Genomic DNA, 25,192 nt, shown 5'->3' with positions numbered 1-25,192 from the left:
CGTAATGCCGTCCCTCGATAGTCTGAAGACCCTTAAAACACTGCAAATCGACGACAAGACCTACCACTATTTCAGCCTGCCGGATGCCGCCAAAAGCCTGGGCGACCTCGACAAGTTACCGATGTCACTGAAAGTCCTGCTGGAAAACCTGCTGCGCTGGGAAGATGAAAAAACTGTCACCGGCGCCGACCTCAAGGCGATCGCCGCGTGGCTCAAGGAGCGTCGCTCCGACCGCGAAATCCAGTACCGCCCTGCCCGCGTCCTGATGCAGGATTTTACCGGCGTGCCCGCCGTGGTCGACCTTGCCGCCATGCGTGCGGCGATGGCCAAGGCCGGCGGCGATCCGCAGCGAATCAATCCGTTATCGCCGGTGGACCTGGTGATCGACCACTCGGTGATGGTCGACAAATTCGCCACGCCCAGCGCTTTCGAGCAGAACGTCGACATCGAAATGCAGCGCAACGGCGAACGTTATGCCTTCCTGCGTTGGGGCCAAAGCGCCTTCGACAACTTCAGCGTGGTGCCGCCGGGCACCGGCATCTGCCATCAGGTCAACCTCGAATACCTCGGCCGCACCGTGTGGACCAAGGATGAAGACGGCCGCACCTATGCGTTCCCCGACACGCTGGTCGGCACCGACTCGCACACCACCATGATCAACGGTCTCGGTGTACTCGGCTGGGGTGTCGGCGGGATCGAGGCAGAAGCGGCAATGCTCGGGCAACCGGTGTCGATGCTGATTCCGGAAGTGATCGGTTTCAAACTGACCGGCAAGCTCAAGGAAGGCATCACGGCCACCGACCTGGTCCTGACGGTGACACAGATGCTGCGCAAGAAAGGCGTAGTGGGCAAGTTCGTCGAATTCTACGGTGACGGCCTCGCTGATCTGCCGCTCGCCGACCGCGCGACCATCGCCAACATGGCCCCGGAATACGGCGCGACTTGCGGCTTCTTCCCGGTTGATGACGTGACACTCGAATATCTGCGCCTTTCCGGGCGGCCACCGCAAGTGGTGAAACTGGTTGAGGCGTACACCAAGGCTCAGGGCTTGTGGCGTCTGCCCGGTCAGGAACCGGTATTCACCGACAGCCTGGCGCTGGACATGGGCAGCGTCGAAGCGAGTCTGGCGGGACCGAAACGCCCGCAGGATCGTGTGTCGCTGCCGAATGTGCCGCAAGCCTTCAGCGACTTCATCGATCTGCAATTCAAACCCACCAGCAAAGAAGAAGGACGCCTGGAAAGTGAGGGCGGTGGCGGGGTCGCGGTGGGCAATGCCGATCTGGTCGGGGAAACCGAATATGAATATGAAGGCCACACCTATCGCCTGAAAAACGGCGCAGTGGTTATCGCCGCGATCACCTCCTGCACCAACACCTCCAACCCGAGCGTGATGATGGCCGCCGGGTTGTTGGCGAAGAAAGCCGTGGAGAAGGGCCTGACCCGCAAACCGTGGGTGAAGAGTTCGCTGGCGCCGGGCTCGAAAGTTGTCACCGACTACTACAAGGCTGCGGGCTTGACGCAATACCTTGATCAGCTCGGGTTTTCCTTGGTCGGTTATGGCTGCACCACCTGCATCGGCAACTCGGGACCGCTGCCCGAGCCGATCGAGAAAGCCATCCAGAAAGCCGACCTCACTGTCGCTTCGGTGTTGTCCGGTAACCGCAACTTCGAGGGCCGCGTGCATCCACTGGTAAAAACCAACTGGCTGGCCTCGCCGCCGCTGGTGGTCGCCTATGCCTTGGCCGGTAGCGTGCGCAGCGACATCAGCAGCGAACCGCTGGGCGAAGATCAGCAAGGCAATCCGGTATACCTGCGCGACATCTGGCCTTCGAGTAAAGAGATCGCCGATGCGGTCAGTCAGGTCAACACTGCGATGTTCCACAAGGAATACGCCGAAGTGTTTGCCGGCGACGAGCAGTGGCAGGCGATCGAGGTGCCGCAAGCGGCGACTTACGTGTGGCAGGACGACTCTACTTACATCCAGCATCCGCCGTTCTTCGACGATATTTCCGGCCCGCTGCCGGAAATCAAAGACGTCAAAGGCGCGCGGGGGTTGGCCCTGCTCGGTGATTCGGTGACCACCGACCACATCTCCCCTGCCGGCAACATCAAGGCTGACAGTCCGGCCGGTCGTTATCTGCGCGAAAAAGGCGTGGAACCACGGGACTTCAACTCTTACGGCTCACGGCGCGGCAACCATGAAGTGATGATGCGCGGCACCTTCGCCAATATCCGTATTCGCAATGAAATGCTCGGCGGTGAAGAAGGTGGCAACACGATCTACATTCCAACCGGCGAGAAACTGGCGATCTACGACGCGGCGATGAAGTACCAGGCTTCGGGCACGCCGCTGGTGGTGATTGCCGGGCAAGAATACGGCACCGGTTCCAGCCGTGACTGGGCGGCCAAGGGCACCAATCTGCTGGGCGTGAAAGCGGTGATCGCGGAAAGCTTCGAGCGGATCCACCGCTCCAATCTGGTCGGCATGGGCGTGTTGCCGCTGCAGTTCAAGCTTGATCAGAACCGCAAGAGCCTCAACCTCACCGGCAAGGAAACCTTTGAAATCCAGGGTCTCACCGGCGTCGAGCTGACACCGCGAATGAACTTGCCGTTGGTGATTACCCGTGAGGATGGCAAGCAGGAGAAAATCGAAGTGTTGTGCCGGATCGATACGTTGAATGAAGTGGAATACTTCAAATCGGGCGGGATTTTGCATTATGTCCTGCGCCAGTTGATCGCCTCATGACGAATCACGCATAACCGATGTAGGAGCTGCCGCAGGCTGCGATCTTTTGATCTTGATCTTTAAAACCAGATCAAAAGATCGCAGCCTGCGGCAGCTCCTACAAAGGGGTACACTTTTCCATGGACGAAAAAAAACCCGCCGAAGCGGGTTTTTCCCAAGACCATTATCGACTCCCTGTCGGCAGCGATCCTTGCAAATGGTCGATCATCCGTGATCCTGAAACACTCCCTGTGTCTCAGTTGATGTGTGTAGATTACGCAGTGGATCCAATCAGCAATAGTCGTAAAAGCTACCAGCGCGTGTAAGACATTCGCCATAGCAACCCTTCCGAAAACCCTTAGTCCTGTCAGGCATCGAGCATGGAAGCCGCGATCTGCGCGACTTTCAACTGCCCTGAGGCCTGTTCCAGCGCGTCATCCTCGAGAAACCACGCAGCCGACAAACCGGCGAACGCCAGCACCCATTGCAGCAGTCTTCGGTGATCAAGCCCGGCACCTTCGACAATCACATCCAGCTGCCGGCGAAAACGCGCGGGATCCGTGGCCGTCGGCAAGTCCGGATTACACATCAGGTTGGCGTAGTCAAAACCGCGCTCGCCCCTGACCCGCTTCGGATCGATTGCCAGCCAGCCACGCTCGCCGAAATCCAGAACGTTGTCGTGATGCATGTCGCCGTGCAGCACCACGACATCCTGTGGGTTGGCGAGCAAGTTTTCGGCGGTTTGCAGGCTCAGGGCGTAGAGGCCGCCATGTTGCGCGGTCGCGATGCGCAGCGAAGCAAACCATGGCCCCAACTCCACCAGCGGCGGAGGCGGCGTTTCACGCGGTGCATGCAATCGCGCCAGCGCCGAGCACAGAATCCGGCTCGCCTCGTCGTCTTCGCCATTCATTGCCATGTGCATCAGCGAGCGGCTGCCCATGGCGCGCTCCAGCAGCAGACCATCCTCGTGATGCGCCAACACCTGCGCGGCACCGTCACCGTCCCACCAGGTCATCAGCCGATTGCCGTACTTTTCATCGACATCCAGCGCCACCTTGAGCATGGCCGGTCTATCGTTCAGGCGTACCGGTAACAAACGGCTGCCGGGCGTGATGATCGGCGCGCCGTCCGGCACCAGTGCCCAGCGCTTCAGCCAAGGTTCGAAAATGTCAGCCACCGTCACGCTCGCGGGCCTTGGCGCTTTCGAAAAGAAACAGTTCGAGACGGCTCAACTGTTCTTCCCAGCCACGGCTGTCCATGAAGTAGGCCTCTTTCTGGCGAACATCGGGAATATGCGCGAAGCCTGACTCGGAGACCTTGAGCAGTGTGCCCTCCTCGTAATCCTGCAGCTCGAACTTGACCAGCGTGGTCGGCTCCTGGGAATAGTCGATATTCGGATTGACCGCATACGGATGCCAGCGAAACGAAAACAACTGCTGCGGCTCGACCCGCTCGATCAGCACATTCCACAACACATGTTCATAACCCGGATACGTGACCTGCCCTTGCGTCCATTCGCCGGCAATAAACCGCCTGCCCTCAAGCGCCACCCCAAACCACTGGCCAAACGCCTCGGCATCGACCAATGCACGCCAGACATGCGAACGCGGCGCCTTGAGCGTGATCTTGCGTTCGAAACTATTGGGTACTGGTTTCATACGTCACCTCCTGTTCTGAACACTAGGCCTGTATGACCACATGTCCAATGTGAAGTTGTATCAGAGCGGTGCAGTCATTCATCAGCAAGGACAAATCAAGCTGCACTTTTTGACCGGTGCCGTGATGGACCAAGGCACCTTCAGCCCAACGAAACTGGTACCTTTTCCAGCGAATCTGAATCCACAAGGACGAATCATGCCGCCATCCCTCGCTGAACGTTACCGCGGTGCCCTGCTCGGTCTTGCATGCGGCGACGCTGTCGGTACTACGGTTGAGTTCAAACCACGGGGATCATTCCAACCGTTGACCGATATGGTCGGCGGTGGCCCGTTCCACCTCAAGCCAGGGCAGTGGACCGATGACACCTCGATGGCCCTGTGTCTGGCAGAAAGCCTGCTGAACAAGAATGGATTCAATGCTGCCGATCAGATGGGCCGCTATCTCAACTGGTGGCAATGGGGTTACCTCAGTTCGACCGGTGAATGTTTCGATATCGGCATGACCGTCAGTCAGGCGCTGGCGCAATATCAGCAAACCGCAGAACCCTTCGCTGGCTCTGCAGACCCTTATAGCGCCGGCAACGGTTCACTGATGCGTTTGGCTCCGGTGGTGCTGTTCTACTTTCCCGACGCCCGGCAAATCCAGAGCTTTGCCGCCGACAGTTCGCGAACCACCCACGCCGCACCAGAAGCCATCGAATGCTGCCAATTGTTGGCCGGGTTGATTGCCAGCGCGCTTGAAGGCGCGAGCAAAGCAGAACTGCGTCAACTGCCCCTTGCCAGCTTCTCGCAACCCAAGGTCGCTTCAATTGGGCGTGGCGATTTCCTCGGTCTGTCCGAGGCAGACATCAAAGGCAGTGGCTACAGCGTGCAGTCGCTGGAAGCAGCGTTGTGGTGCTTTCACCACACGGACAGCTTCGAAGCGGCCATTTTGCGAGCGGCCAACCTGGGCGATGACGCCGATACCACTGCCGCGATCACCGGCCAGTTGGCCGGCGCCTATTACGGCGTGCGGGGGATTCCTGAACACTGGCTGGAAAAGCTGCACGACGGTGAAGAGATTGCGGCGACAGCCGACCGTTTGCTCGACGCCTCCCGACTGCGCCTGCCTGAATAAGCGCGAAGCAGACGCTACACTGCTCGGCACTTATCTTCGATACAGCGAGACTTGACCATGTCCCCACGCCTGCTTCTGACTCTGATGCCCTTCCTGTTTACCCCCCTCGCCGATGCCGCCATCGACTGCGCCAATGCCAGCGACCAGGCGACGATGAATCAGTGCGCCGGGCAGGACTTCAAAGCGGCGGACAAAGAGTTGAACACGGTGTACCAGCAGATCAGCGGGCGTTTGAAGGACAACCCGGATGGCAAGAAGCTGTTGGTCAGCGCGCAGCGGGCGTGGCTCGGATTTCGGGATGCCGAGTGCAAGTTTTCATCGTCCGGGGTAACTGGCGGGAGCGTTTATCCGTGGGTTTACAGCAGTTGTCTGACGGGGGTGACCAAGGTGCGGGTTGAGGCGTTGAAACAGTATTTGAAGTGTGAAGAAGGTGACATGAGCTGCCCGGTGCCTGGGGCCTGATTTTTTGCGGCGGTATTGAGGGATCTTTCGCGAGCAGACTCGCTCCCATATTGGAATGTATTTCAAATGTGGGTCAACGCCCGTTCAACGCGTTGCGCGTGATCATGTTTTGCTCAGGCCGATACGACTCGGCCCTGTGCACACTCGCGCACACGACAGGAGCACCACTGCGCAGACTTTCCTCCAGCACATGCCTTAGCCGTAACAATCCCTCACGTTGCATCGCCAGGTTGGCCTCGATCTGGCGTATCTCATCCATACGGATATCGATTTGCTCAATGGTCAGCGACTTCGAACAACTGCCATCCTGCAGGAACAGACCGCGAATGGTGTCGAGAGAAAAACCGAGCCGCTGCGCGTCGCGTACCAGTATCAATCGGGCAACAGCCGCCTCTGCGTAATGGCGATATCCATTGGCGTCACGGGTAGAAGGCTAATTATCAGGCGGCTGCGCGGCAGGCTTATATCGGTTTGGGCTCTGCTTTGATCGCCGCGGCGTTTGAAGAAGTCGATGCCACACCGATGGAAGGTTTTGACCCGGCGGCGATCGACGAAATCCTCGGACTCGAGGCCCGCAACCTGCGTAGCGTGGTGATTCTGCCACTGGGGCATCGAGCCACTGAGGGAGACTGGTTGGTCAACTTGAAAAAGGTTCGCCGCTCGCGGGAAAACTTCGTTACCGAAATCAAATAAACCCGGTAAGAGCGGGCGACTCAAACATGCCTCTGGCGTGTGTCCCCCCGCTCTAATCAATTCCAGACCCCATCATCGATACCAGCGGCCACCGAGTGGGTCGCTTCCCTCCCCTGCGCTCGACTTGTTTCGAATTTCGAGAGCCTATCGACATTGAAATCCCCCCAAAGCGATTGAACTGACCTCCACTCTGTGGAGCTCACCTCCGATGCGAGCGTTGCCCTTCACAAAACAAGAACAATTTATTATTGCCATTCGATAATTTAACATCGAGAATTAGTCATTCCCAATGACACCGCAAGGATTTTTCATGAGTACTCGCAACAACGGATTGGCACTGCAGCGCATGCATTGGGTCGGACTACTGGCAGCGATTCTTGTCTGGGTTCTGGGGGTGACCGAGGTCGGTGGCAACGCTTCGATCTGGTTCTTCAAAACCGATGAAATGCTCGCAGCTCTGCTCTACGCCTTCGCCGAAAATTCGCCGCAATTACTTGACCCGTTTGTCGAAGGTGCGCTGCTTGCCCCTGAAACATGGCTCTCGCCAATCGTCACTGGGTTGCTCGTCGTTCTGGATTTCCTGCCCGTTCTGCTTTCGACCTACGTGCTCTGGCTGACAGGGTTGTTTTTCCTGCGCTTGTCGCGCGGTGAAACCTGGACCGAGCGCAACATCAAGGTGCTATGGCGAGTGGGGATTCTGTGCATCATTTCCCCGGCCGCCTACCCGCTGGTAGAAACGTTGCAAGGTTTGGCCCTGTCTATCGATTCTGCCGCCAGGGGATCGTATTTTTCAGTTCTCGGTCGGCCTGTCTTCCACTTCTGCCTACGAGATTGTCAAAGGCGTATTGCTCTGTTTGTTTTCAATTATCATGCGCGATGCAAAAGTACTCAGCGATGAGCAAAGCCAATACATATAGAACAATACAATGACCATTATCGTCCGCCTTGACGTTGTCATGGCCACGCAAAAAATTCGCTCGAAGGAGTTGGCCAGCCTGCTGGGCATCACTGAGGCCAACCTGTCGTTACTGAAAAATGGCAAGGTCAAGGGCGTGAAAATGGCCACCCTGGACAAGCTCTGCGCAGCACTCGATTGCCAACCCGGCGATTTGCTGGAATACCAGAAAGACTGAACCTTGCGCATCCACGCGAGTTAATTGTCGTCAGTCCACACCGTTTAACTCTTATTCAATCCTTAGTTTGTAAGGCGGCTTTGTCATGACCCGGTTTTTATTCTGCGCGCTGTTTTTACTGACAGCGTTGATCAGCGGCTGCGCCACACAAATGGACGTAGCGCTAAATGCCACACCTGATCCGGACTATCAATTTGATCGAAAGGCAACTGTGCTGGTGACGTCTGTAGGCGGCAGTGACGAAAATGCGCTTAATGCCCGCTACTATCTTCGCGACATGGTTAATGCGTTGAAAGACAAGGGCTACCAGGAGGTTTATACCGACGCCAGTCTGCCGAAGAACCACGCGCCGATAAAAATGACCGTCAGCCTCGATGTCGGAAGCCGACAGGTGACTTACCGATATACCGCGACCGAGTATGGGCAAGTGCCGACCAGCACCTCTACCGTGTGCAAGAACAGCAAGAAAAAGGACGACCGACTGACCTGCACCAGTACACCCAACACGACCTACGGCCCGATAGGTACCTCGGAGCGAACCGGTTACACCACGCTCAGTACATTCAATGCCACGGCCCGGGATGAAGCCAGCAAACGCACGGTCTACCTGCTTCGCGCCTCGTCGTATAACGAGGACTGCCAGTCCGCCAAGGTCGAAGACTTTCTAGTGGAGCAAGGCTTGCAGAACCTGAACTTCGAGGATCGTGTGCAGCGCAACTACACCGTCACGATGCCCGAGGGGTACCGCTGCAAATAGGGCAACTCACAGCCTCGGCTCATCCAGCAGAGCCGGGGCTGCGAACCGTTAGACGTGCGGGTCTCCAGGCGCCTTGGTCGGCGCCGCGTATTGCGGCTTGAGATGGCCGTCCTGATCAAGTAGCCAGGCATCCATGATCTGCCGCACCACAGGGCCGGCAACACGACCTCCGGCCTCGCCGTTTTCGATCATCACCGAAATCGCAATCTTCGGATGCTCGGCCGGCGCGAAGCCAACGAACAAGGCGTTATCGCGGTGGCGCTCGAGGGTTTTTTCGCGGTTGTAGCGCTCGCCTTGCTTGATCGCCACCACTTGCGCCGTACCACTCTTACCGGCGATACGGTATTGCGCGCCTGCCGCTGCCGCCCGAGCGATGCCGCGGGCATCGTGCATCACCATCTGCATGCCATGGTTGACCTGTTCCCAATCACGCGGATCCTTGAGCAGGATGTTCGGCATCGGATGCTCATCGACCGGGGCGACGCCATCGACGGTCTTGGCCAGGTGCGGCCGGTTCCATACACCTTTGTTGGCAATCAATGCCGTGGCCTGAGCCAGTTGCAGTGGCGTGACCTGCATGTAGCCCTGACCAATGCCGAGGATGACCGTTTCGCCCGGGAACCAGGCTTGACGGCGAGTCGCGCGTTTCCACGCTTGCGATGGCATCAAGCCGGGCGACTCTTCAAACATGTCCAGCGAGACTTTCTCGCCGAGCCCGAACATGGCCATGTAATCGTGCAGGCGATCGATGCCGAGTTTATGCGCGAGGTCGTAAAAATAGGTGTCATTGGAACGCATGATCGCCGCGTCCATGTCCACCCATCCATCGCCGCTGTGGTTCCAGTTGCGATACTTGTGATCGAAGTCCGGGAGCTGGTAGTAACCGGGGTCGAAGACGCGGGTCTGCGGCGTCACAACACCAGCGTCGAGGCCGGCGATGGCCACCTCTGGTTTGATCGTCGAGCCAGGCGCGTAGAGCCCGCGCAGTACGCGGTTGAACAGCGGACGGTCGATCGAATCGCGCAGTGCCGAGTATTCCTTGGAGCTGATCCCGGTGACGAACAGATTCGGATCGAAGCTGGGATTGCTGACCATGGCCAACACTTCACCGGTCGACGGATCGAGCGCTACCACTGAGCCGCGACGATCACCCAGTGCGGCTTCGGCAGCTTCCTGCAGTTTGATGTCGAGGCTCAGGACGATATTCTGGCCAGGAACCGGATCGGTATGTTTGAGCACACGCAGTACGCGTCCCTGGGCGTTGGTTTCCACCTCTTCATAACCGACATGGCCGTGCAGCTGCGCTTCGTAGAAACGCTCGATGCCGGTTTTACCGATGGATTGAGTACCCCGGTATTCCACCGAGTCGAGGCTCTTGGATTCTTTTTCGTTGATACGGCCAACGTAACCGATCGAGTGGGCGAAGTGCGCGCCGAGCGGGTAATGGCGAACGAACTGCGGCTCGACATCCAGACCCGGGAGGCGGAACTCGTTGACGGCCAGTACGGCAATTTGCTCTTCCGTCAGCTCATAGAACAGCGTCACCGGTGTAAACGGGTGGCGAGACTGCTTCATGGCTTTATCGAAGACTGTGCGATCTTCTGCAGGCAGGTGCAGGAGATTGATGACTTCGTCCAGTTCCTGATTGACGTCAGTGGCGCGTTCGCGGGTGATGGTCAGGTTGAAACTGGGACGGTTATCCGCGAGCAGCACGCCATTACGGTCGTAGATCAAACCGCGTGTCGGCGGGATCGGCAAGACATGGACGCGATTGTTCTCAGAGATAGTCGAGTGGTAGTCGAATTCCACCACTTGCAGGATGTACAGGCGCACGACCAGAGCGCAGCTGACAGCAAAGACGAACATGGCGCAGGCGATCAACCGCTTGTTGACCAGACGCGTCTCTTTCTCGTGATCCTTGATCGGGATGGGTTCAGGCATTTCTACAGCAACTCTTTGACATAAATGATTGCCGATCCGTGGGCATGACATCAGTCCTTGAAAAACGAGCTGCACCATACCAAAAAGTGCCCGGTCACTTCAGAAGGAATTTCCCCAATGGCCACTCTTGCGACGGTTGGGGCGGATCAATGCGTTGGAAGTACTTTCCTGCGGGCAAAACAAAACCCCAACTGCTTTCGCAATTGGGGTTTCGGAATTTAATCTTGACGATGACCTACTCTCACATGGGGAAACCCCACACTACCATCGGCGATGCATCGTTTCACTGCTGAGTTCGGGATGGGATCAGGTGGTTCCAACGCTCTATGGTCGTCAAGAAATTCGGGTACTGAGTCGTGGCCAGTTGGCCTCGCTTCAGCAAATTGGGTATGTGGTAGTTTTCGGTGTTTTGTGCTGCTTTTTTAAGTGCAGTCGAACTTTCGGTTCGTTTCGTCTTCACACACCGCAACTTGGCCTTTCGACGCAAATTGCTTGGGTGTTATATGGTCAAGCCTCACGGGCAATTAGTATTGGTTAGCTCAACGCCTCACAGCGCTTACACACCCAACCTATCAACGTCGTAGTCTTCGACGGCCCTTCAGGGAACTCAAGGTTCCAGTGAGATCTCATCTTGAGGCAAGTTTCCCGCTTAGATGCTTTCAGCGGTTATCTTTCCCGAACATAGCTACCCGGCAATGCCACTGGCGTGACAACCGGAACACCAGAGGTTCGTCCACTCCGGTCCTCTCGTACTAGGAGCAGCCCCTCTCAAATCTCAAACGTCCACGGCAGATAGGGACCGAACTGTCTCACGACGTTCTAAACCCAGCTCGCGTACCACTTTAAATGGCGAACAGCCATACCCTTGGGACCGGCTTCAGCCCCAGGATGTGATGAGCCGACATCGAGGTGCCAAACACCGCCGTCGATATGAACTCTTGGGCGGTATCAGCCTGTTATCCCCGGAGTACCTTTTATCCGTTGAGCGATGGCCCTTCCATACAGAACCACCGGATCACTAAGACCTACTTTCGTACCTGCTCGACGTGTCTGTCTCGCAGTCAAGCGCGCTTTTGCCTTTATACTCTACGACCGATTTCCGACCGGTCTGAGCGCACCTTCGTACTCCTCCGTTACTCTTTAGGAGGAGACCGCCCCAGTCAAACTACCCACCATACACTGTCCTCGATCCGGATAACGGACCTGAGTTAGAACCTCAAAGTTGCCAGGGTGGTATTTCAAGGATGGCTCCACGCGAACTGGCGTCCACGCTTCAAAGCCTCCCACCTATCCTACACAAGCAAATTCAAAGTCCAGTGCAAAGCTATAGTAAAGGTTCACGGGGTCTTTCCGTCTAGCCGCGGATACACTGCATCTTCACAGCGATTTCAATTTCACTGAGTCTCGGGTGGAGACAGCGCCGCCATCGTTACGCCATTCGTGCAGGTCGGAACTTACCCGACAAGGAATTTCGCTACCTTAGGACCGTTATAGTTACGGCCGCCGTTTACCGGGGCTTCGATCAAGAGCTTCGCGTTAGCTAACCCCATCAATTAACCTTCCGGCACCGGGCAGGCGTCACACCCTATACGTCCACTTTCGTGTTTGCAGAGTGCTGTGTTTTTAATAAACAGTCGCAGCGGCCTGGTATCTTCGACCGGCATGAGCTTACGGAGCAAGTCCTTCACCCTCACCGGCGCACCTTCTCCCGAAGTTACGGTGCCATTTTGCCTAGTTCCTTCACCCGAGTTCTCTCAAGCGCCTTGGTATTCTCTACCCAACCACCTGTGTCGGTTTGGGGTACGGTTCCTGGTTACCTGAAGCTTAGAAGCTTTTCTTGGAAGCATGGCATCAACCACTTCGTGTTCTAAAAGAACACTCGTCATCAGCTCTCGGCCTTAAGATCCCGGATTTACCTAAGATCTCAGCCTACCACCTTAAACTTGGACAACCAACGCCAAGCTGGCCTAGCCTTCTCCGTCCCTCCATCGCAATAACCAGAAGTACAGGAATATTAACCTGTTTTCCATCGACTACGCTTTTCAGCCTCGCCTTAGGGACCGACTAACCCTGCGTCGATTAACGTTGCGCAGGAAACCTTGGTCTTTCGGCGTGGGTGTTTTTCACACCCATTGTCGTTACTCATGTCAGCATTCGCACTTCTGATACCTCCAGCAAGCTTCTCAACTCACCTTCACAGGCTTACAGAACGCTCCTCTACCGCATCACCCGAAGGTGATACCCGTAGCTTCGGTGTATGGTTTGAGCCCCGTTACATCTTCCGCGCAGGCCGACTCGACTAGTGAGCTATTACGCTTTCTTTAAAGGGTGGCTGCTTCTAAGCCAACCTCCTAGCTGTCTAAGCCTTCCCACATCGTTTCCCACTTAACCATAACTTTGGGACCTTAGCTGACGGTCTGGGTTGTTTCCCTTTTCACGACGGACGTTAGCACCCGCCGTGTGTCTCCCATGCTCGGCACTTGTAGGTATTCGGAGTTTGCATCGGTTTGGTAAGTCGGGATGACCCCCTAGCCGAAACAGTGCTCTACCCCCTACAGTGATACATGAGGCGCTACCTAAATAGCTTTCGAGGAGAACCAGCTATCTCCGAGCTTGATTAGCCTTTCACTCCGATCCACAGGTCATCCGCTAACTTTTCAACGGTAGTCGGTTCGGTCCTCCAGTTAGTGTTACCCAACCTTCAACCTGCCCATGGATAGATCGCCCGGTTTCGGGTCTATTCCCAGCGACTAGACGCCCTATTAAGACTCGCTTTCGCTACGCCTCCCCTATTCGGTTAAGCTCGCCACTGAAAATAAGTCGCTGACCCATTATACAAAAGGTACGCAGTCACAGAACAAAGTCTGCTCCCACTGCTTGTACGCATACGGTTTCAGGATCTATTTCACTCCCCTCTCCGGGGTTCTTTTCGCCTTTCCCTCACGGTACTAGTTCACTATCGGTCAGTCAGTAGTATTTAGCCTTGGAGGATGGTCCCCCCATATTCAGACAAAGTTTCTCGTGCTCCGTCCTACTCGATTTCATGACTAAGAGATTTTCGCGTACAGGGCTATCACCCACTATGGCCGCACTTTCCAGAGCGTTCCGCTAATCTCAAAGCCACTTAAGGGCTAGTCCCCGTTCGCTCGCCACTACTAAGGGAATCTCGGTTGATTTCTTTTCCTCAGGGTACTTAGATGTTTCAGTTCCCCTGGTTCGCCTCTTGCACCTATGTATTCAGTACAAGATAACCATCTTATGATGGCTGGGTTCCCCCATTCAGACATCTCCGGATCAAAGTCTGTTTGCCGACTCCCCGAAGCTTTTCGCAGGCTACCACGTCTTTCATCGCCTCTGACTGCCAAGGCATCCACCGTATGCGCTTCTTCACTTGACCATATAACCCCAAGCAATCTGGTTATACTGTGAAGACGACATTCGCCGAAAATTCGAATTTCTCAACTAAGAGAACTCACAAATTTTACCTTAGCCTGATCCGTTACCAGTGAAAGTAACGTTCAGTCTATCTTTCTATCACATACCCAAATTTTTAAAGAACGAACTAGTCAAAGACTAGAAATCAACATTCATCATCACAACGATGGAATGCTCATTTCTAAGCTTTCAAACTTCAGAAGCAGTAGTGGTGGAGCCAAGCGGGATCGAACCGCTGACCTCCTGCGTGCAAGGCAGGCGCTCTCCCAGCTGAGCTATGGCCCCGTATTTCTACAGGCGTTTCCCACACAAAATTGGTGGGTCTGGGCAGATTCGAACTGCCGACCTCACCCTTATCAGGGGTGCGCTCTAACCAACTGAGCTACAGACCCAATTTCGAGCTACTAAGGCCGACCTCACCCTGCTCTTAACCACAAAGCATGGGGTACGCTCTAACCAACTCAGCTACAAACCGATACAGGCTGCTTCTTTCGTCTTCTTCAATGAATCAAGCAATTCGTGTGGGAACTTATGGAGCAGCTGATGTCGTCGATTAAGGAGGTGATCCAGCCGCAGGTTCCCCTACGGCTACCTTGTTACGACTTCACCCCAGTCATGAATCACACCGTGGTAACCGTCCTCCCGAAGGTTAGACTAGCTACTTCTGGTGCAACCCACTCCCATGGTGTGACGGGCGGTGTGTACAAGGCCCGGGAACGTATTCACCGTGACATTCTGATTCACGATTACTAGCGATTCCGACTTCACGCAGTCGAGTTGCAGACTGCGATCCGGACTACGATCGGTTTTATGGGATTAGCTCCACCTCGCGGCTTGGCAACCCTTTGTACCGACCATTGTAGCACGTGTGTAGCCCAGGCCGTAAGGGCCATGATGACTTGACGTCATCCCCACCTTCCTCCGGTTTGTCACCGGCAGTCTCCTTAGAGTGCCCACCATAACGTGCTGGTAACTAAGGACAAGGGTTGCGCTCGTTACGGGACTTAACCCAACATCTCACGACACGAGCTGACGACAGCCATGCAGCACCTGTCTCAATGTTCCCGAAGGCACCAATCCATCTCTGGAAAGTTCATTGGATGTCAAGGCCTGGTAAGGTTCTTCGCGTTGCTTCGAATTAAACCACATGCTCCACCGCTTGTGCGGGCCCCCGTCAATTCATTTGAGTTTTAACCTTGCGGCCGTACTCCCCAGGCGGTCAACTTAATGCGTTAGCTGCGCCACTAAGAGCTCAAGGCTCCCAACGGCTAGTTGACATCGTTTACGGCGTGGACTACCAGGGTATCTAATCCTGTTTGCTCCCCACGCTTTCGCACCTCAGTGTCAGTATCAGTCCAGGTGGTCGCCTTCGCCACTGGTGTTCCTTCCTATATCTACGCATTTCACCGCTACACAGGAAATTCCACCACCCTCTACCATACTCTAGCTCGACAGTTTTGAATGCAGTTCCCAGGTTGAGCCCGGGGATTTCACATCCAACTTAACGAACCACCTACGCGCGCTTTACGCCCAGTAATTCCGATTAACGCTTGCACCCTCTGTATTACCGCGGCTGCTGGCACAGAGTTAGCCGGTGCTTATTCTGTCGGTAACGTCAAAATTGCAGAGTATTAATCTACAACCCTTCCTCCCAACTTAAAGTGCTTTACAATCCGAAGACCTTCTTCACACACGCGGCATGGCTGGATCAGGCTTTCGCCCATTGTCCAATATTCCCCACTGCTGCCTCCCGTAGGAGTCTGGACCGTGTCTCAGTTCCAGTGTGACTGATCATCCTCTCAGACCAGTTACGGATCGTCGCCTTGGTGAGCCATTACCTCACCAACTAGCTAATCCGACCTAGGCTCATCTGATAGCGCAAGGCCCGAAGGTCCCCTGCTTTCTCCCGTAGGACGTATGCGGTATTAGCGTTCCTTTCGAAACGTTGTCCCCCACTACCAGGCAGATTCCTAGGCATTACTCACCCGTCCGCCGCTGAATTCAGGAGCAAGCTCCTGTCATCCGCTCGACTTGCATGTGTTAGGCCTGCCGCCAGCGTTCAATCTGAGCCATGATCAAACTCTTCAGTTCAAACATCTTTGGGTTTTTAAGAAACCCTAAACTTGGCCCAGCAATCGTTGGTTACATCTTTGATTTCTCGCGGAGTAACTTGTGATGCTGATAATCTTGTTGACTATCAGTCTGACTCCACAAGCACCCACACGAATTGCTTGATTCAGTTGTTAAAGAGCGGTTGGTTAAGATCTTTCGTCTCAACCGAGGCGCGCATTCTACAGCAGCCTCATTTGCTGTCAAGTGATTATTTTCAGAAGTTTTCGAAGAATTCTTCAACAACTTCAACCACTTGCGCTTCAGATCTCTCCGAAGCGGGAGGCGAATTCTACAGCGTTACACGCTGCTGTCAACACCTCTTTTTCAACTTCCTTTCGGCTTCGATGAACTGAAGCAACTCACTGCCGAAACCTACATAACTCATTGAATCTCAAGGAGTTTTCCGTTTCGACTGCGCCGGAAGTGGGGCGAATTATAGACATCTGAAATCTGCCGTCAACTGTTAATTTAGCTTTTCTATCGATCAGTGGAAAAAGGCCTCTTCTATATAGACGTAACTCGATCGAGTGCGCAGTATATTGCCCAACACCAACAATAAAGCCTTGCTCTCACCTTGGACGACGCCACGTAATGAATGACCAGCCACGATCTCTTGCCTCAATGCTGTTCCCGGTTGGTCTGCTATTAATAGCCATGGCGTCGATCCAGTCCGGCGCTTCTCTGGCCAAAAGCATGTTCCCCATCATTGGCGCTCAGGGAACCACCACGCTGCGCCTGATCTTCGCCAGCGTGATCATGCTGTTGATACTGCGTCCATGGCGCGCTAGGTTAACCGCCAAATCATTGCGCACGGTCATTGTCTATGGCATGGCATTGGGCGGCATGAACTTCCTCTTCTATATGTCATTGCGCACGGTGCCGTTGGGAATTGCCGTCGCCCTCGAATTCACCGGGCCACTGGCCGTGGCCATCTATGCCTCCCGCCGCGCCATCGACTTTCTCTGGATCGCCTTGGCCGCCGCAGGCTTGATGCTGCTCATTCCTACAGGCGCAACCAGCGCTGGTATCGATCTGGTAGGCGCCGGGTATGCGCTGGGAGCCGGTGTCTGCTGGGCGCTGTACATTCTGTTCGGTCAGAAGGCCGGCGCCGATAACGGAGTGACGACCGCAGCATTAGGAGTAATGATCGCAGCACTGTTCGTCGCCCCTATCGGCATCGTGCATGCAGGTGCAGCCCTTTTGACCCCTTCGCTGATCCCGATTGCCATTGCCGTCGCCATCCTGTCCACCGCCCTGCCCTACACACTGGAGATGGTCGCCCTCACACGCCTGCCGGCACGCACTTTCGGAACATTGATGAGTATCGAACCGGCCTTCGGAGCGTTATCGGGCCTTCTGTTTCTGCATGAATTCCTCATGCTGTCACAATGGATGGCGATCCTGTGCATTATTCTGGCATCCGTCGGCGCCACCATGACCATGGGTAGCGCTGCGAAACCCGCCATCGCGGCTGATTGAAAGAGGTTTTTACGAAGGTCTGGCAATTGGCGCGCATTTAGGCCATGTTTAGACCCGTAACCCAATGCCAGACATGGATTTTTTCGGACAGGGATTTCAAAACGCTTAAAGCGCAAGCGAACACAGGCAAACCCGAGCGTCAGACTCGTGGCCGCTATAAGGACGGTAATGAAACGAATTTTGATACTGATCGCCATACTGGCTGTTGCGGGTTGTGCGGCGACTTCGGAAACTCAGGTAAAACGCGGAAAAAAAAGGGCTGCACATCAACTGTTCGGGGCTATCGTCCTCCTGGGACAAGTGCTACACCAGTGCCGCCAACGCCTGCTTGCCGAAAGGCTACAAGGTTATCGCCAAATCCGGTGACGCCGTGGAAGAGCCCGGCGATTACCCGTTCGGTCTCAATCCTGCGGGTTACACCAGTCGCAGCATGATCGTCATCTGTAAATAGATCAGCGCTGCCCGGCAATCTGCCGGCCAATCTCTTCATGGCTGGACTTCAGCACCGCTTGCTGAATGTCCGGCGTCGCCAGCATGCGCGCCACCACCAATGCTCCGACGCATTGCGACAGCACCGACCACGCCAGGGTCTCGCTCTCAAGTATCTGTGCCCAGCGCTGTTGAAGCCGACAAATCCACAGCTCGGCCTGTTCGCGCACCTGCACATCCGATCGGGCAATTTCTGCCCCCAGCGCCGGCAACGCGCAACCGGCTTCAGGTTGTTCTACGTGGGCCATGCTCAGATAGTGTTTGAGACACCGCGCCAGTCGCTCACGATCCTGCGTACCCTCGCCTCCCAGTCGCTCAAGGCTTTGCCCCAGCTCTCGTTCGACGATGGCGGTGAACAACGCATCCTTTGACGAAAAGTGACTGTAGAACGCCGCACCACTCAATCCGATAGCCTTCATCAAACCATCGACGCCCACTGTGGAGAAACCGGAGCGCTTTGCTGACAGCGCGCTGCTCTGCAGTAGCTTTTCCCGTGTTTCCAGCTTGTGACTGGCGGAGTAACGCATGTGTTTGCCCTCGAATCGACTGTCTTGACGTTGCCTGGATCCTAGCATAACGTTCGTTCACTTAACGATCGTTTAATAAAGGGATTCACCCATGAATAATAAGAAGGTCGTATTGGTCGTCGGCGCCGGCGATGCCACGGGCGGAGCGATTGCCAAGCGTTTTGCCAGAGAAGGATTCGTCGCCTGCGTCACCCGACGCAGCGCCGACAAACTGCAACCGCTGGTGGACGCGATCAAGGCTGAAGGCGGCGATGCCCACGGCTTTGCCTGCGATGCGCGCAAGGAAGAAGATGTCATCGCGCTTATTGAAGACATTGAAACCCGCGTCGGTCCGATCGAAGCCTTTGTGTTCAACATCGGCGCCAACGTGCCGTGCAGCATCCTTGAGGAAACCGCGCGCAAGTATTTCAAGATCTGGGAGATGGCCTGTTTCTCAGGATTTCTCAATGCCCGTGAAGTGGCCAAACGCATGGTCACGCGCAATCGCGGCACGATTCTCTTCACCGGCGCCACCGCCGGACTTCGCGGCGCTTCAGGGTTTGCTGCATTCGCCGGAGCCAAACACGGTATCCGCGCGCTGGCGCAAAGCATGGCGCGGGAACTGGGGCCGATGAACATCCACGTCGCCCATGTGGTGGTCGATGGTGCGATCGACACCGATTTCATTCGCAACAGTTTCCCCGAGAAGTACGCCACCAAAGATCAGGATGGCATCCTCAATCCCGAGCACATCGCCGAGAACTACTGGTATCTGCACAGTCAGCCACGGGACGCGTGGACGTTCGAGCTGGATCTGCGCCCCTGGAACGAACGCTGGTAAGCCCCCCGCCATAACAATAACGACAGAGACGCGAAAATGACGAAAACCGTGGAGTTCTATTTCGACCTCGGCAGCCCTGCCACCTATCTGGCCTACACCCAGTTACCGAAGATTTGCGCCGAAACCAACAGTGAACTGATCTACATCCCGATGTTGCTCGGTGGCGTCTTCAAGGCAACCGGCAACGCATCGCCAGCGATGATTCCGGCGAAGGGTCGGTATATGTTCGAGGATCTGGACCGCTACGCGAAACGCTACGGGGTGCCGCTGACATTCAATCCGCACTTCCCGATCAACACACTGATGTTGATGCGTGCCGTCACTGGCATCCAGTTGCGTCAGCCAGAACGCTTCCAGGCGTTTATCGATTGTCTGTTCACAGCGCTGTGGGTTGATGGACGCAGTCTGGACGAGCCCGCGACTGTCGCCGCCGTGCTGAGCGAACACGGTTTCGATCCGCTTGAAGTGCTGGCACTGACTAACGACGAGTCCGTCAAAGCCGTACTCAAGGACAACACCGAGACCGCGGTTAAACGCGGCGTGTTCGGCGCGCCGAGCATGTTCATCGGCAATCAGCTGTTCTTCGGCCAGGATCGGCTCGACTTTGTTGAAGAGGCTTTGCGCCAAAGCTAGGCGATCATTCAGGCGCTGGTAACAGCGCCTGAATTCCACCTGATCAGATGGCGGCAGTGCGGCTGTTCAGCCATTCCAGCGCGGCACCTTCAAGCAACGGGCTCAGGCGCTCACGCACTTGCGCGTGATAGTCGTTGAACCACTGCTTCTCTTCCTCCGTCAGCAGCGCTGGCAGCAGGCAACGCGTGTCGATCGGGCACAGCGTCAAGGTTTCAAACTTGAGGAATTCACCGAATTCGCTGCTGCCCGCCTCGCGGTTCATCGCCAGGTTCTCGATGCGCACGCCCCAACGACCCGGACGGTAAGTGCCCGGCTCGATCGAAGTGATCATCCCCGGCTGCATGGCCGTTTGCGGTGCAGGCGCGGCCTGATACGCAATCACTTGCGGGCCTTCATGAACGTTGAGGAAATAGCCAACGCCATGACCCGTACCGTGACCGTAATCCACGCTGTCGGCCCAGATCGGCGCGCGGGCAATGGCGTCGAGCAGCGGCGAGAGAATGCCTTTCGGGAACTGCGCACGCGACAGCGCAATCACGCCTTTCAACACGCGCGTGCAATCGCGCTTCTGCTCTTCGCTCGGCGTGCCGACTGGCACCATTCGCGTGATGTCCGTGGTGCCGCCGAGGTATTGTCCACCCGAGTCGATCAGCAGCAAGCCGTCACCCTCGATGACCGCGTGCTCTTCTTCGGTCGCGTGGTAATGCGGCATCGCGCCATTGGCGTTGAACGCGGCAATGGTGTTGAAACTCAGCGATACGTAATCCGGACGACGCTCACGGGCAGCGGTGAGCTTTTCGTCGATGGTCAGTTCGGTAATGCGTTCGCGACCCCAAGCCGATTCCAGCCAAGCGAAGAATTCGCACAGCGCCGCACCGTCCTGCTCCATGGCTTGGCGAATGTGCCGAGCATCGGCTTCACTTTTCTGCGACTTGGCCAACGTGGTCGGGTTCAAGCCTTCGACCAGCTTCACGCCGCTGTCGAGGTTATCCAGCAAGCCGCTGGTAACGCGCGCCGGATCAACCAGCAAGCTCGCACCGCTCGGCACGGAGCGCAGCGCGTCGGTGACTTCGCTGTAATCGCGCAGCGTCACGCCATCCTGTTCCAGCACCGCGCGCAATTGAGCATCAACCTTGCTCAGCGCCACGAACAGCGTGGCTTGCTGTTGATCGATCAAGGCAAACGATACAAACACCGGGTTGAACGACACATCGCCGCCACGCAGGTTGAACAGCCAGGCGATGTCGTCGAGGGTGGCGATGAAATGCCAGTCCGCCCCGCGCTCTTGCAAGGTTTCGCGCAGTTTGGCGAGTTTCTCGCCACGGCTGACGGTCGCTTGCGGTGGCAGATGCTGATAAATCGGTGCATTCGGCAGGCTCGGGCGATCGCTCCAGACTTCCTGCAGCAGATCGATGTCGGTACGCAGACGCGCACCGCGTGCCTCCAGCTTGCTGCTCAGGGTACGCGCCGAGGCCACGGCCATCACCGCACCGTCAACCGCGACCACGCCACCTTCCGGCGTCTGCTCGGCTAGCCAGTCCAGCGGGCTCGGCTGACCCGGTTGCAACTTGACCAGTTCGATGCCGCTGCCGTTGAGTTCTTTGCTCGCCTGTTCCCAGTAACGACTGTCGGCCCAGACGCCGGCGAAATCAGCAGTGACAATCAAAGTGCCCACCGAACCATGAAAGCCCGACAGCCACTGCCGGCCCTGCCAGTAACCCGGCAGGTATTCCGACAAATGCGGGTCGGCGGACGGCACCAGCAATGCGTGAATGCCTTCGCGGCGCATCAGTTCACGGGTGTGCGCCAGGCGCTGGGGCACCGATCCTTCGGTCGAGGTCTGGGTACTCATCATGTCTCCTGCTAATCACTTCATCGTTATTGTTCGTAGCCGTGAGGTCGGCTCGTTTAAAGCCCTGTCGCCCAGAATGCCGGAGCACTGGCGCAGGCGGTCTTGATCAGTTGAACAGCCTTGTCGATATCTTCGGCAGTGGTGAAGCGGCCGAGGCTCAGGCGAATGGTGCGCCCGGCCAGATGCGCGTCATGCCCCAACGCCAACAGCACGTGGGACGGCGCGTTACTCGCCGAATTGCAGGCCGACGTCGCGGAAAAGGCAATCGAATGGCTCAACGCCGCGCTGTTGAATTCACCTTCGCTGAAGGTCAGGCTCAAGGTGTGCGGAATGCGCTGAGTGGCACAACCATTGAGGCGTACACCCGGCAGGCTGAGCAGTTGTTCGAGCAAGCGTTCGCGCAGCGCGACGATGGTCTTTTTCTCGGCATCGAACGCCTCGGCGGCCAAGGCAAATGCGGCGCCCATGCCGGCAATCTGGTGCGTCGCCAAGGTTCCGGAGCGCAAGCCGCCTTCATGCCCGCCGCCGTGAATCTGCGCCTGCAAACGCTGCTGCGCCCGTGGACCGACGTACAACGCGCCGATGCCTTTCGGGCCGTAGAGTTTGTGCGCCGAAAACGACATCAGATCCACCGGCCATTGCGCCAGATCGATCGCGACCTTGCCGGCGCCCTGTGCCGCATCAACATGGAACAACGCCTCACGACTGCGCACCACTTCGCCAATTGCTTGAACATCATTGACGGTGCCCAACTCGTTGTTCACCAGCATCAACGACACCAGAAAGGTGTCCTCACGCATGGCTTCACTGACCGCTTGCGGCGTGATCAGGCCATCGGCGTCCGGCACCAGATAGGTCACGGCGATGCCGGCGTCCTGCAATTGGCGGGCGGTATCGAGGATGGCTTTGTGTTCGATCTGACTGGTAATGATGTGGCCGCCGGACACACCGCGGGCCTGCGCCACACCTTTGAGGGCGAGGTTGTTGGACTCGGTGGCACCGGAGGTCCAGACAATCTGTTCGGCATTGGCGCCGACCAGATCGGCAACCTGGCGGCGGGCCTGCTCGACCGTCTGCCGGGCCTGCTGGCCGTAAGCATGGGAGCTGGAAGCCGGGTTACCAAAGTTACCGTGAAACCCCAGACACTCGATCATCACCTGGATGACCCGCTCGTCGACCGGGGTGGTGGCGGCGTAATCGAAATACAACGGACGTGTGTTCATAAAAGACTCGCAGAGCGTGTTCCGGGATCAGGAGGCTCGTGTCTGCAAACGGTACGGCGCAGCCTTGTGAGCTGCGCGTCGGTTCGAGAGCGTCATCAATACCTGATCGGATGCCGTTAAAGAAGAACAACTTCATTCAAAGTGCGTAGGAACGCTCCTGAAGTCGAGCTTAACAGGCATCCGGCCTGCGGTTGAAGCGATGCGTCAGCTAAAGCTTTCGAGAAGTAACGGGTACAGCGAAAGCACCAACAGCGCCGCCATGCCCCAGTTGAACACGCGCAACCAACGCGGATCCTTCAGCACATTGCGCAACAACGTGCCGCAGGCGGCCCAGACGCCGACACTTGGCAGGTTGATGATGGCAAACACCGCAGCAATCACCACGACATTGGTGAAATAGCCCTGCATCGGCGTGTAGGTGCTGATGGCGCCGATGGCCATGATCCACGCCTTGGGATTGACCCACTGAAACGCGGCGGCGCCAAGGTAGCTGATCGGCTTCGCCTCGCCTTCGGCGCTGTCGCCGACAGGTCCCGAATGCGCGATTTTCCACGCCAGATACAGCAGATACGCCGCGCCGACATAGCGCAGAACCGTATAGAGAATCGGATAGCTCTGAAACACCGCGCCGAGGCCGAAGCCCACTGCGACAACCAGAACGAAGAAACCGCAAGTAATCCCGAGCATGTGCGGGATGGTGCGATTGAAGCCAAAGTTCACCCCCGATGCCAGCAACATGGTGTTGTTCGGTCCAGGTGTAATCGAGGTGACAAGGGCAAACAGGGCAAAGCCCAACAGCAGGTCAAGCGAAAGGTTCATGGCAGGCAATCCATCAGGGTCATTCAGGTGTTGACCCTATCCCACACCGCCCGGCAAGCCCACGGACAGTTGGGTAAAACTTCCACCAGTACAGTTTGTTTTCAGCTAGGACGACCGTGCAGCTGTATGGCACGTTCGGCACTCATTTCAGCTTTTTTGTCGAACCGGGTCTGACCGAGCAATTGCGCTTTTTTCGCGTGGTATTCGTCGAAAGACAAGCCGCTGCGATTCAGTGCTTCCATCGCCAATTCGCGGGATTCTTCATCGGTGTAAGGGCGCAGTTCCGGCGAAACGTGTCCGGCACAACCGGCGAGTACGGAAACAGCGAGCAACAGGGAAACAGTCAGTAAACGATTCATGGGAGCGTCCTGGCGAGCAATGGGAGTCGATGGACAAAGGCTACGCCCGGGCACGCTCGCGCAGAAATCAACGCTCTCAATAGTGGCTATCAGGAATTCGACACAAACTGCCGCATATCTCCTAACGATCTATAAATATCAATTAAGGTTCTTTTACGGAATAACAAACTGCCTTTATAACTCCATCCATGCGCTGAGCACTGTTGCTCCAGCAACTGTTGCTCAGCCAACACCGATTCAACAAAGCGCCCCGCTAGTCACAGGGGCGACCGTCACGCTAACGCTCAACGCCTTGTAAACCGGGGCTTGCAGGAATTGGTACAGCGCTTGCTCAGACCCGGTGACTCATTCACTGCTCGCTGAGCAACTGTTGAAAAAAGGAACTGATCATGTCGCGTCCCCTGAAAGTCGTCGCCCTCTCCGGCGGCACCTGGCGTCCGTCCCGTACTCTGGTGCTGACCCAAGCCTTGCTCGCCGAACTCGCCGGGCACCTGACCATCGAAAGCCATTTGATCGAACTCGGTGATATCGCTCGCCCGCTCGGCGGCGCGCTGTCGCGTCAGGAACTCAGTGCCGAGGTTGAAGCCGAGTTGCAGGCCATTGAGCAAGCCGATCTGCTGATCGTTGCCGCGCCGGTTTATCGCGGTTCCTACCCGGGTCTGCTCAAGCACCTGTTCGACCTGATCGACCTCAACGCGCTGATCGACACGCCGGTGCTGCTGGCCGCAACCGGCGGCAGCGAACGCCATGCGTTGGTCCTCGATCACCAGTTGCGCCCGCTGTTCAGCTTCTTCCAGGCCATGACGTTGCCGATCGGCGTGTACGCCACCGAAGCCGACTTCGCCGATTACCAGATCACCAGCGAATTGTTGAAAGCGCGCATCCGCCTCGCCGCCGAACGCGCCGCGCCGCTGTTCGCCACCCAAATCAAACCCTTGCTGAAAATCGCCTGAGGAGC

18 protein-coding genes, 2 tRNA genes, 3 rRNA genes and 3 pseudogenes are annotated in these 25,192 nt (G+C 56.6%); 12 read left to right on the top strand and 14 right to left on the bottom strand.

What is annotated here, in order from left to right; all coding sequences use genetic code 11:
• Window positions 1-4: 4 nt before the first annotated feature.
• Window positions 5-2,746, top strand: a complete 2,742-nt coding sequence (gene acnA, locus KBP52_RS27795) for an aconitate hydratase AcnA (protein ID WP_212621398.1) — start codon at window positions 5-7, stop codon at window positions 2,744-2,746.
• A gap of 346 nt (window positions 2,747-3,092) precedes the next feature.
• Here the strand turns inward: acnA and KBP52_RS27790 are convergent, their stop codons facing one another.
• Window positions 3,093-3,908, bottom strand: coding sequence for an aminoglycoside phosphotransferase family protein (locus tag KBP52_RS27790; RefSeq protein ID WP_212621397.1), 816 nt, complete (start codon window positions 3,906-3,908; stop codon window positions 3,093-3,095).
• Window positions 3,895-4,383, bottom strand: a complete 489-nt coding sequence (locus KBP52_RS27785) for an SRPBCC family protein (RefSeq protein ID WP_137218658.1) — start codon at window positions 4,381-4,383, stop codon at window positions 3,895-3,897. The genes KBP52_RS27790 and KBP52_RS27785 overlap by 14 nt, the downstream gene beginning before the upstream one ends.
• Before the next feature lie 196 nt (window positions 4,384-4,579).
• Here KBP52_RS27785 and KBP52_RS27780 point away from each other — a divergent pair, with 196 nt between their 5' ends.
• Window positions 4,580-5,500 (top strand): ADP-ribosylglycohydrolase family protein, encoded by a 921-nt coding sequence (locus tag KBP52_RS27780; protein WP_123595132.1) that lies wholly within the window; start codon window positions 4,580-4,582, stop codon window positions 5,498-5,500.
• A 57-nt stretch (window positions 5,501-5,557) separates the two neighbouring features.
• Entirely contained in the window at window positions 5,558-5,962 is a 405-nt protein-coding gene (locus tag KBP52_RS27775; RefSeq protein ID WP_116030929.1) for a lysozyme inhibitor LprI family protein, read from the top strand.
• A gap of 73 nt (window positions 5,963-6,035) precedes the next feature.
• Here the strand turns inward: KBP52_RS27775 and KBP52_RS27770 are convergent.
• Window positions 6,036-6,377 (bottom strand): annotated as a pseudogene (locus tag KBP52_RS27770) (MerR family DNA-binding protein); the annotation flags it as partial.
• Window positions 6,378-6,409: 32 nt separating this feature from the next.
• On the opposite strand from KBP52_RS27770, the pseudogene KBP52_RS27765 reads away from it, so the two are divergent.
• The 4 genes and pseudogenes from KBP52_RS27765 to KBP52_RS27750 all read left to right on the top strand — a co-directional run.
• Window positions 6,410-6,655 (top strand): annotated as a pseudogene (locus KBP52_RS27765) (nitroreductase family protein); the annotation flags it as partial.
• 310 nt (window positions 6,656-6,965) lie between these two features.
• Window positions 6,966-7,553, top strand: a complete 588-nt coding sequence (locus KBP52_RS27760; protein WP_249122216.1) for a hypothetical protein — start codon at window positions 6,966-6,968, stop codon at window positions 7,551-7,553.
• 28 nt (window positions 7,554-7,581) lie between these two features.
• Entirely contained in the window at window positions 7,582-7,788 is a 207-nt protein-coding gene (locus KBP52_RS27755) for a helix-turn-helix transcriptional regulator (RefSeq protein WP_007910409.1), read from the top strand.
• Between the two features lie 85 nt (window positions 7,789-7,873).
• The gene (locus KBP52_RS27750) at window positions 7,874-8,545 is read left to right on the top strand and encodes a hypothetical protein (protein ID WP_212621396.1); all 672 of its coding nucleotides are present in this window, start codon (window positions 7,874-7,876) and stop codon (window positions 8,543-8,545) included.
• A gap of 48 nt (window positions 8,546-8,593) precedes the next feature.
• On the opposite strand, the gene mrdA is transcribed toward KBP52_RS27750, so the two are convergent.
• The 6 genes from mrdA to KBP52_RS27720 all read right to left on the bottom strand — a co-directional run bounded on the left by mrdA (window position 8,594) and on the right by KBP52_RS27720 (window position 16,012).
• Complete coding sequence (gene mrdA / locus KBP52_RS27745) at window positions 8,594-10,486, bottom strand: penicillin-binding protein 2 (RefSeq protein ID WP_116030939.1); 1,893 nt, start codon at window positions 10,484-10,486, stop codon at window positions 8,594-8,596.
• Between the two features lie 222 nt (window positions 10,487-10,708).
• A 5S ribosomal RNA gene (gene rrf, locus KBP52_RS27740) occupies window positions 10,709-10,824 on the bottom strand.
• A gap of 165 nt (window positions 10,825-10,989) precedes the next feature.
• Window positions 10,990-13,883: ribosomal RNA gene (locus tag KBP52_RS27735) — 23S ribosomal RNA — on the bottom strand.
• 247 nt (window positions 13,884-14,130) lie between these two features.
• Window positions 14,131-14,206: transfer RNA gene (locus KBP52_RS27730), tRNA-Ala, on the bottom strand.
• Window positions 14,207-14,236: 30 nt separating this feature from the next.
• Window positions 14,237-14,313, bottom strand: a tRNA-Ile gene (locus KBP52_RS27725).
• A gap of 162 nt (window positions 14,314-14,475) precedes the next feature.
• Window positions 14,476-16,012 (bottom strand): 16S ribosomal RNA (locus tag KBP52_RS27720).
• Together the 16S, 23S and 5S rRNA genes with 2 tRNA genes alongside form the textbook arrangement of a ribosomal RNA operon.
• A gap of 612 nt (window positions 16,013-16,624) precedes the next feature.
• Between KBP52_RS27720 and rhtA the strand changes: the two genes are divergently transcribed.
• Both rhtA and KBP52_RS27710 read left to right on the top strand, forming a co-directional pair.
• Window positions 16,625-17,512, top strand: a complete 888-nt coding sequence (rhtA, locus tag KBP52_RS27715; RefSeq protein ID WP_212621395.1) for a threonine/homoserine exporter RhtA — start codon at window positions 16,625-16,627, stop codon at window positions 17,510-17,512.
• Between the two features lie 168 nt (window positions 17,513-17,680).
• Window positions 17,681-17,963, top strand: a pseudogene (locus KBP52_RS27710) (hypothetical protein).
• A gap of 1 nt (window position 17,964) precedes the next feature.
• Here the strand turns inward: KBP52_RS27710 and KBP52_RS27705 are convergent.
• Entirely contained in the window at window positions 17,965-18,528 is a 564-nt protein-coding gene (locus tag KBP52_RS27705) for a TetR/AcrR family transcriptional regulator (RefSeq protein WP_077573861.1), read from the bottom strand.
• A 91-nt stretch (window positions 18,529-18,619) separates the two neighbouring features.
• Between KBP52_RS27705 and KBP52_RS27700 the strand changes: the two genes are divergently transcribed.
• Window positions 18,620-19,348 (top strand): SDR family oxidoreductase, encoded by a 729-nt coding sequence (locus KBP52_RS27700; RefSeq protein WP_077573862.1) that lies wholly within the window; start codon window positions 18,620-18,622, stop codon window positions 19,346-19,348.
• A 36-nt stretch (window positions 19,349-19,384) separates the two neighbouring features.
• Window positions 19,385-19,981 (top strand): 2-hydroxychromene-2-carboxylate isomerase, encoded by a 597-nt coding sequence (locus tag KBP52_RS27695; protein ID WP_116030585.1) that lies wholly within the window; start codon window positions 19,385-19,387, stop codon window positions 19,979-19,981.
• Window positions 19,982-20,024: 43 nt separating this feature from the next.
• Here the strand turns inward: KBP52_RS27695 and KBP52_RS27690 are convergent, their stop codons facing one another.
• From KBP52_RS27690 to KBP52_RS27675, 4 genes are all read right to left on the bottom strand, one after another.
• Complete coding sequence (locus KBP52_RS27690) at window positions 20,025-21,833, bottom strand: aminopeptidase P family protein (protein ID WP_212621394.1); 1,809 nt, start codon at window positions 21,831-21,833, stop codon at window positions 20,025-20,027.
• 56 nt (window positions 21,834-21,889) lie between these two features.
• A complete protein-coding gene (locus tag KBP52_RS27685; protein WP_212621393.1) occupies window positions 21,890-23,056 on the bottom strand; it encodes an aminotransferase class V-fold PLP-dependent enzyme in 1,167 nt (388 codons plus the stop codon).
• A 204-nt stretch (window positions 23,057-23,260) separates the two neighbouring features.
• On the bottom strand, window positions 23,261-23,875 hold the full coding sequence (locus KBP52_RS27680) for a LysE family translocator (protein WP_077573866.1): 615 nt from the start codon (window positions 23,873-23,875) through the stop codon (window positions 23,261-23,263).
• Between the two features lie 101 nt (window positions 23,876-23,976).
• Window positions 23,977-24,234, bottom strand: coding sequence for a hypothetical protein (locus KBP52_RS27675; protein WP_212621392.1), 258 nt, complete (start codon window positions 24,232-24,234; stop codon window positions 23,977-23,979).
• 389 nt (window positions 24,235-24,623) lie between these two features.
• On the opposite strand from KBP52_RS27675, the gene msuE reads away from it, so the two are divergent.
• Window positions 24,624-25,187 carry an FMN reductase gene (gene msuE / locus KBP52_RS27670; protein ID WP_016985421.1) on the top strand — a complete coding sequence of 188 codons (564 nt, stop codon included), beginning with the start codon at window positions 24,624-24,626 and terminating at the stop codon, window positions 25,185-25,187.
• Window positions 25,188-25,192 lie beyond the last annotated feature (5 nt).

Source organism: Pseudomonas sp. SCA2728.1_7 (assembly GCF_018138145.1).
In the GTDB taxonomy this organism is placed as follows: domain Bacteria; phylum Pseudomonadota; class Gammaproteobacteria; order Pseudomonadales; family Pseudomonadaceae; genus Aquipseudomonas; species Aquipseudomonas koreensis_A.
This window is presented reverse-complemented; position numbering and strand designations above follow the sequence as displayed.

Excerpts from the sequence above, each read along its gene's own strand:
- KBP52_RS27705 (WP_077573861.1), bottom strand. The coding sequence starts at position 18,528 with ATGCGTTACTCCGCCAGTCACAAGCTGGAAACACGGGAAAAGCTACTG.
- KBP52_RS27690 (WP_212621394.1), bottom strand. The coding sequence starts at position 21,833 with ATGAGTACCCAGACCTCGACCGAAGGATCGGTGCCCCAGCGCCTGGCG.
- KBP52_RS27760 (WP_249122216.1), top strand. The coding sequence starts at position 6,966 with ATGAGTACTCGCAACAACGGATTGGCACTGCAGCGCATGCATTGGGTC.
- KBP52_RS27775 (WP_116030929.1), top strand. The coding sequence starts at position 5,558 with ATGTCCCCACGCCTGCTTCTGACTCTGATGCCCTTCCTGTTTACCCCC.
- KBP52_RS27695 (WP_116030585.1), top strand. The coding sequence starts at position 19,385 with ATGACGAAAACCGTGGAGTTCTATTTCGACCTCGGCAGCCCTGCCACC.
- KBP52_RS27685 (WP_212621393.1), bottom strand. The coding sequence starts at position 23,056 with ATGAACACACGTCCGTTGTATTTCGATTACGCCGCCACCACCCCGGTC.
- KBP52_RS27700 (WP_077573862.1), top strand. The coding sequence starts at position 18,620 with ATGAATAATAAGAAGGTCGTATTGGTCGTCGGCGCCGGCGATGCCACG.
- KBP52_RS27680 (WP_077573866.1), bottom strand. The coding sequence starts at position 23,875 with ATGAACCTTTCGCTTGACCTGCTGTTGGGCTTTGCCCTGTTTGCCCTT.
- mrdA (WP_116030939.1), bottom strand. The coding sequence starts at position 10,486 with ATGCCTGAACCCATCCCGATCAAGGATCACGAGAAAGAGACGCGTCTG.
- acnA (WP_212621398.1), top strand. The coding sequence starts at position 5 with ATGCCGTCCCTCGATAGTCTGAAGACCCTTAAAACACTGCAAATCGAC.
- KBP52_RS27675 (WP_212621392.1), bottom strand. The coding sequence starts at position 24,234 with ATGAATCGTTTACTGACTGTTTCCCTGTTGCTCGCTGTTTCCGTACTC.
- rhtA (WP_212621395.1), top strand. The coding sequence starts at position 16,625 with ATGAATGACCAGCCACGATCTCTTGCCTCAATGCTGTTCCCGGTTGGT.
- KBP52_RS27755 (WP_007910409.1), top strand. The coding sequence starts at position 7,582 with ATGACCATTATCGTCCGCCTTGACGTTGTCATGGCCACGCAAAAAATT.
- msuE (WP_016985421.1), top strand. The coding sequence starts at position 24,624 with ATGTCGCGTCCCCTGAAAGTCGTCGCCCTCTCCGGCGGCACCTGGCGT.
- KBP52_RS27750 (WP_212621396.1), top strand. The coding sequence starts at position 7,874 with ATGACCCGGTTTTTATTCTGCGCGCTGTTTTTACTGACAGCGTTGATC.
- KBP52_RS27785 (WP_137218658.1), bottom strand. The coding sequence starts at position 4,383 with ATGAAACCAGTACCCAATAGTTTCGAACGCAAGATCACGCTCAAGGCG.
- KBP52_RS27780 (WP_123595132.1), top strand. The coding sequence starts at position 4,580 with ATGCCGCCATCCCTCGCTGAACGTTACCGCGGTGCCCTGCTCGGTCTT.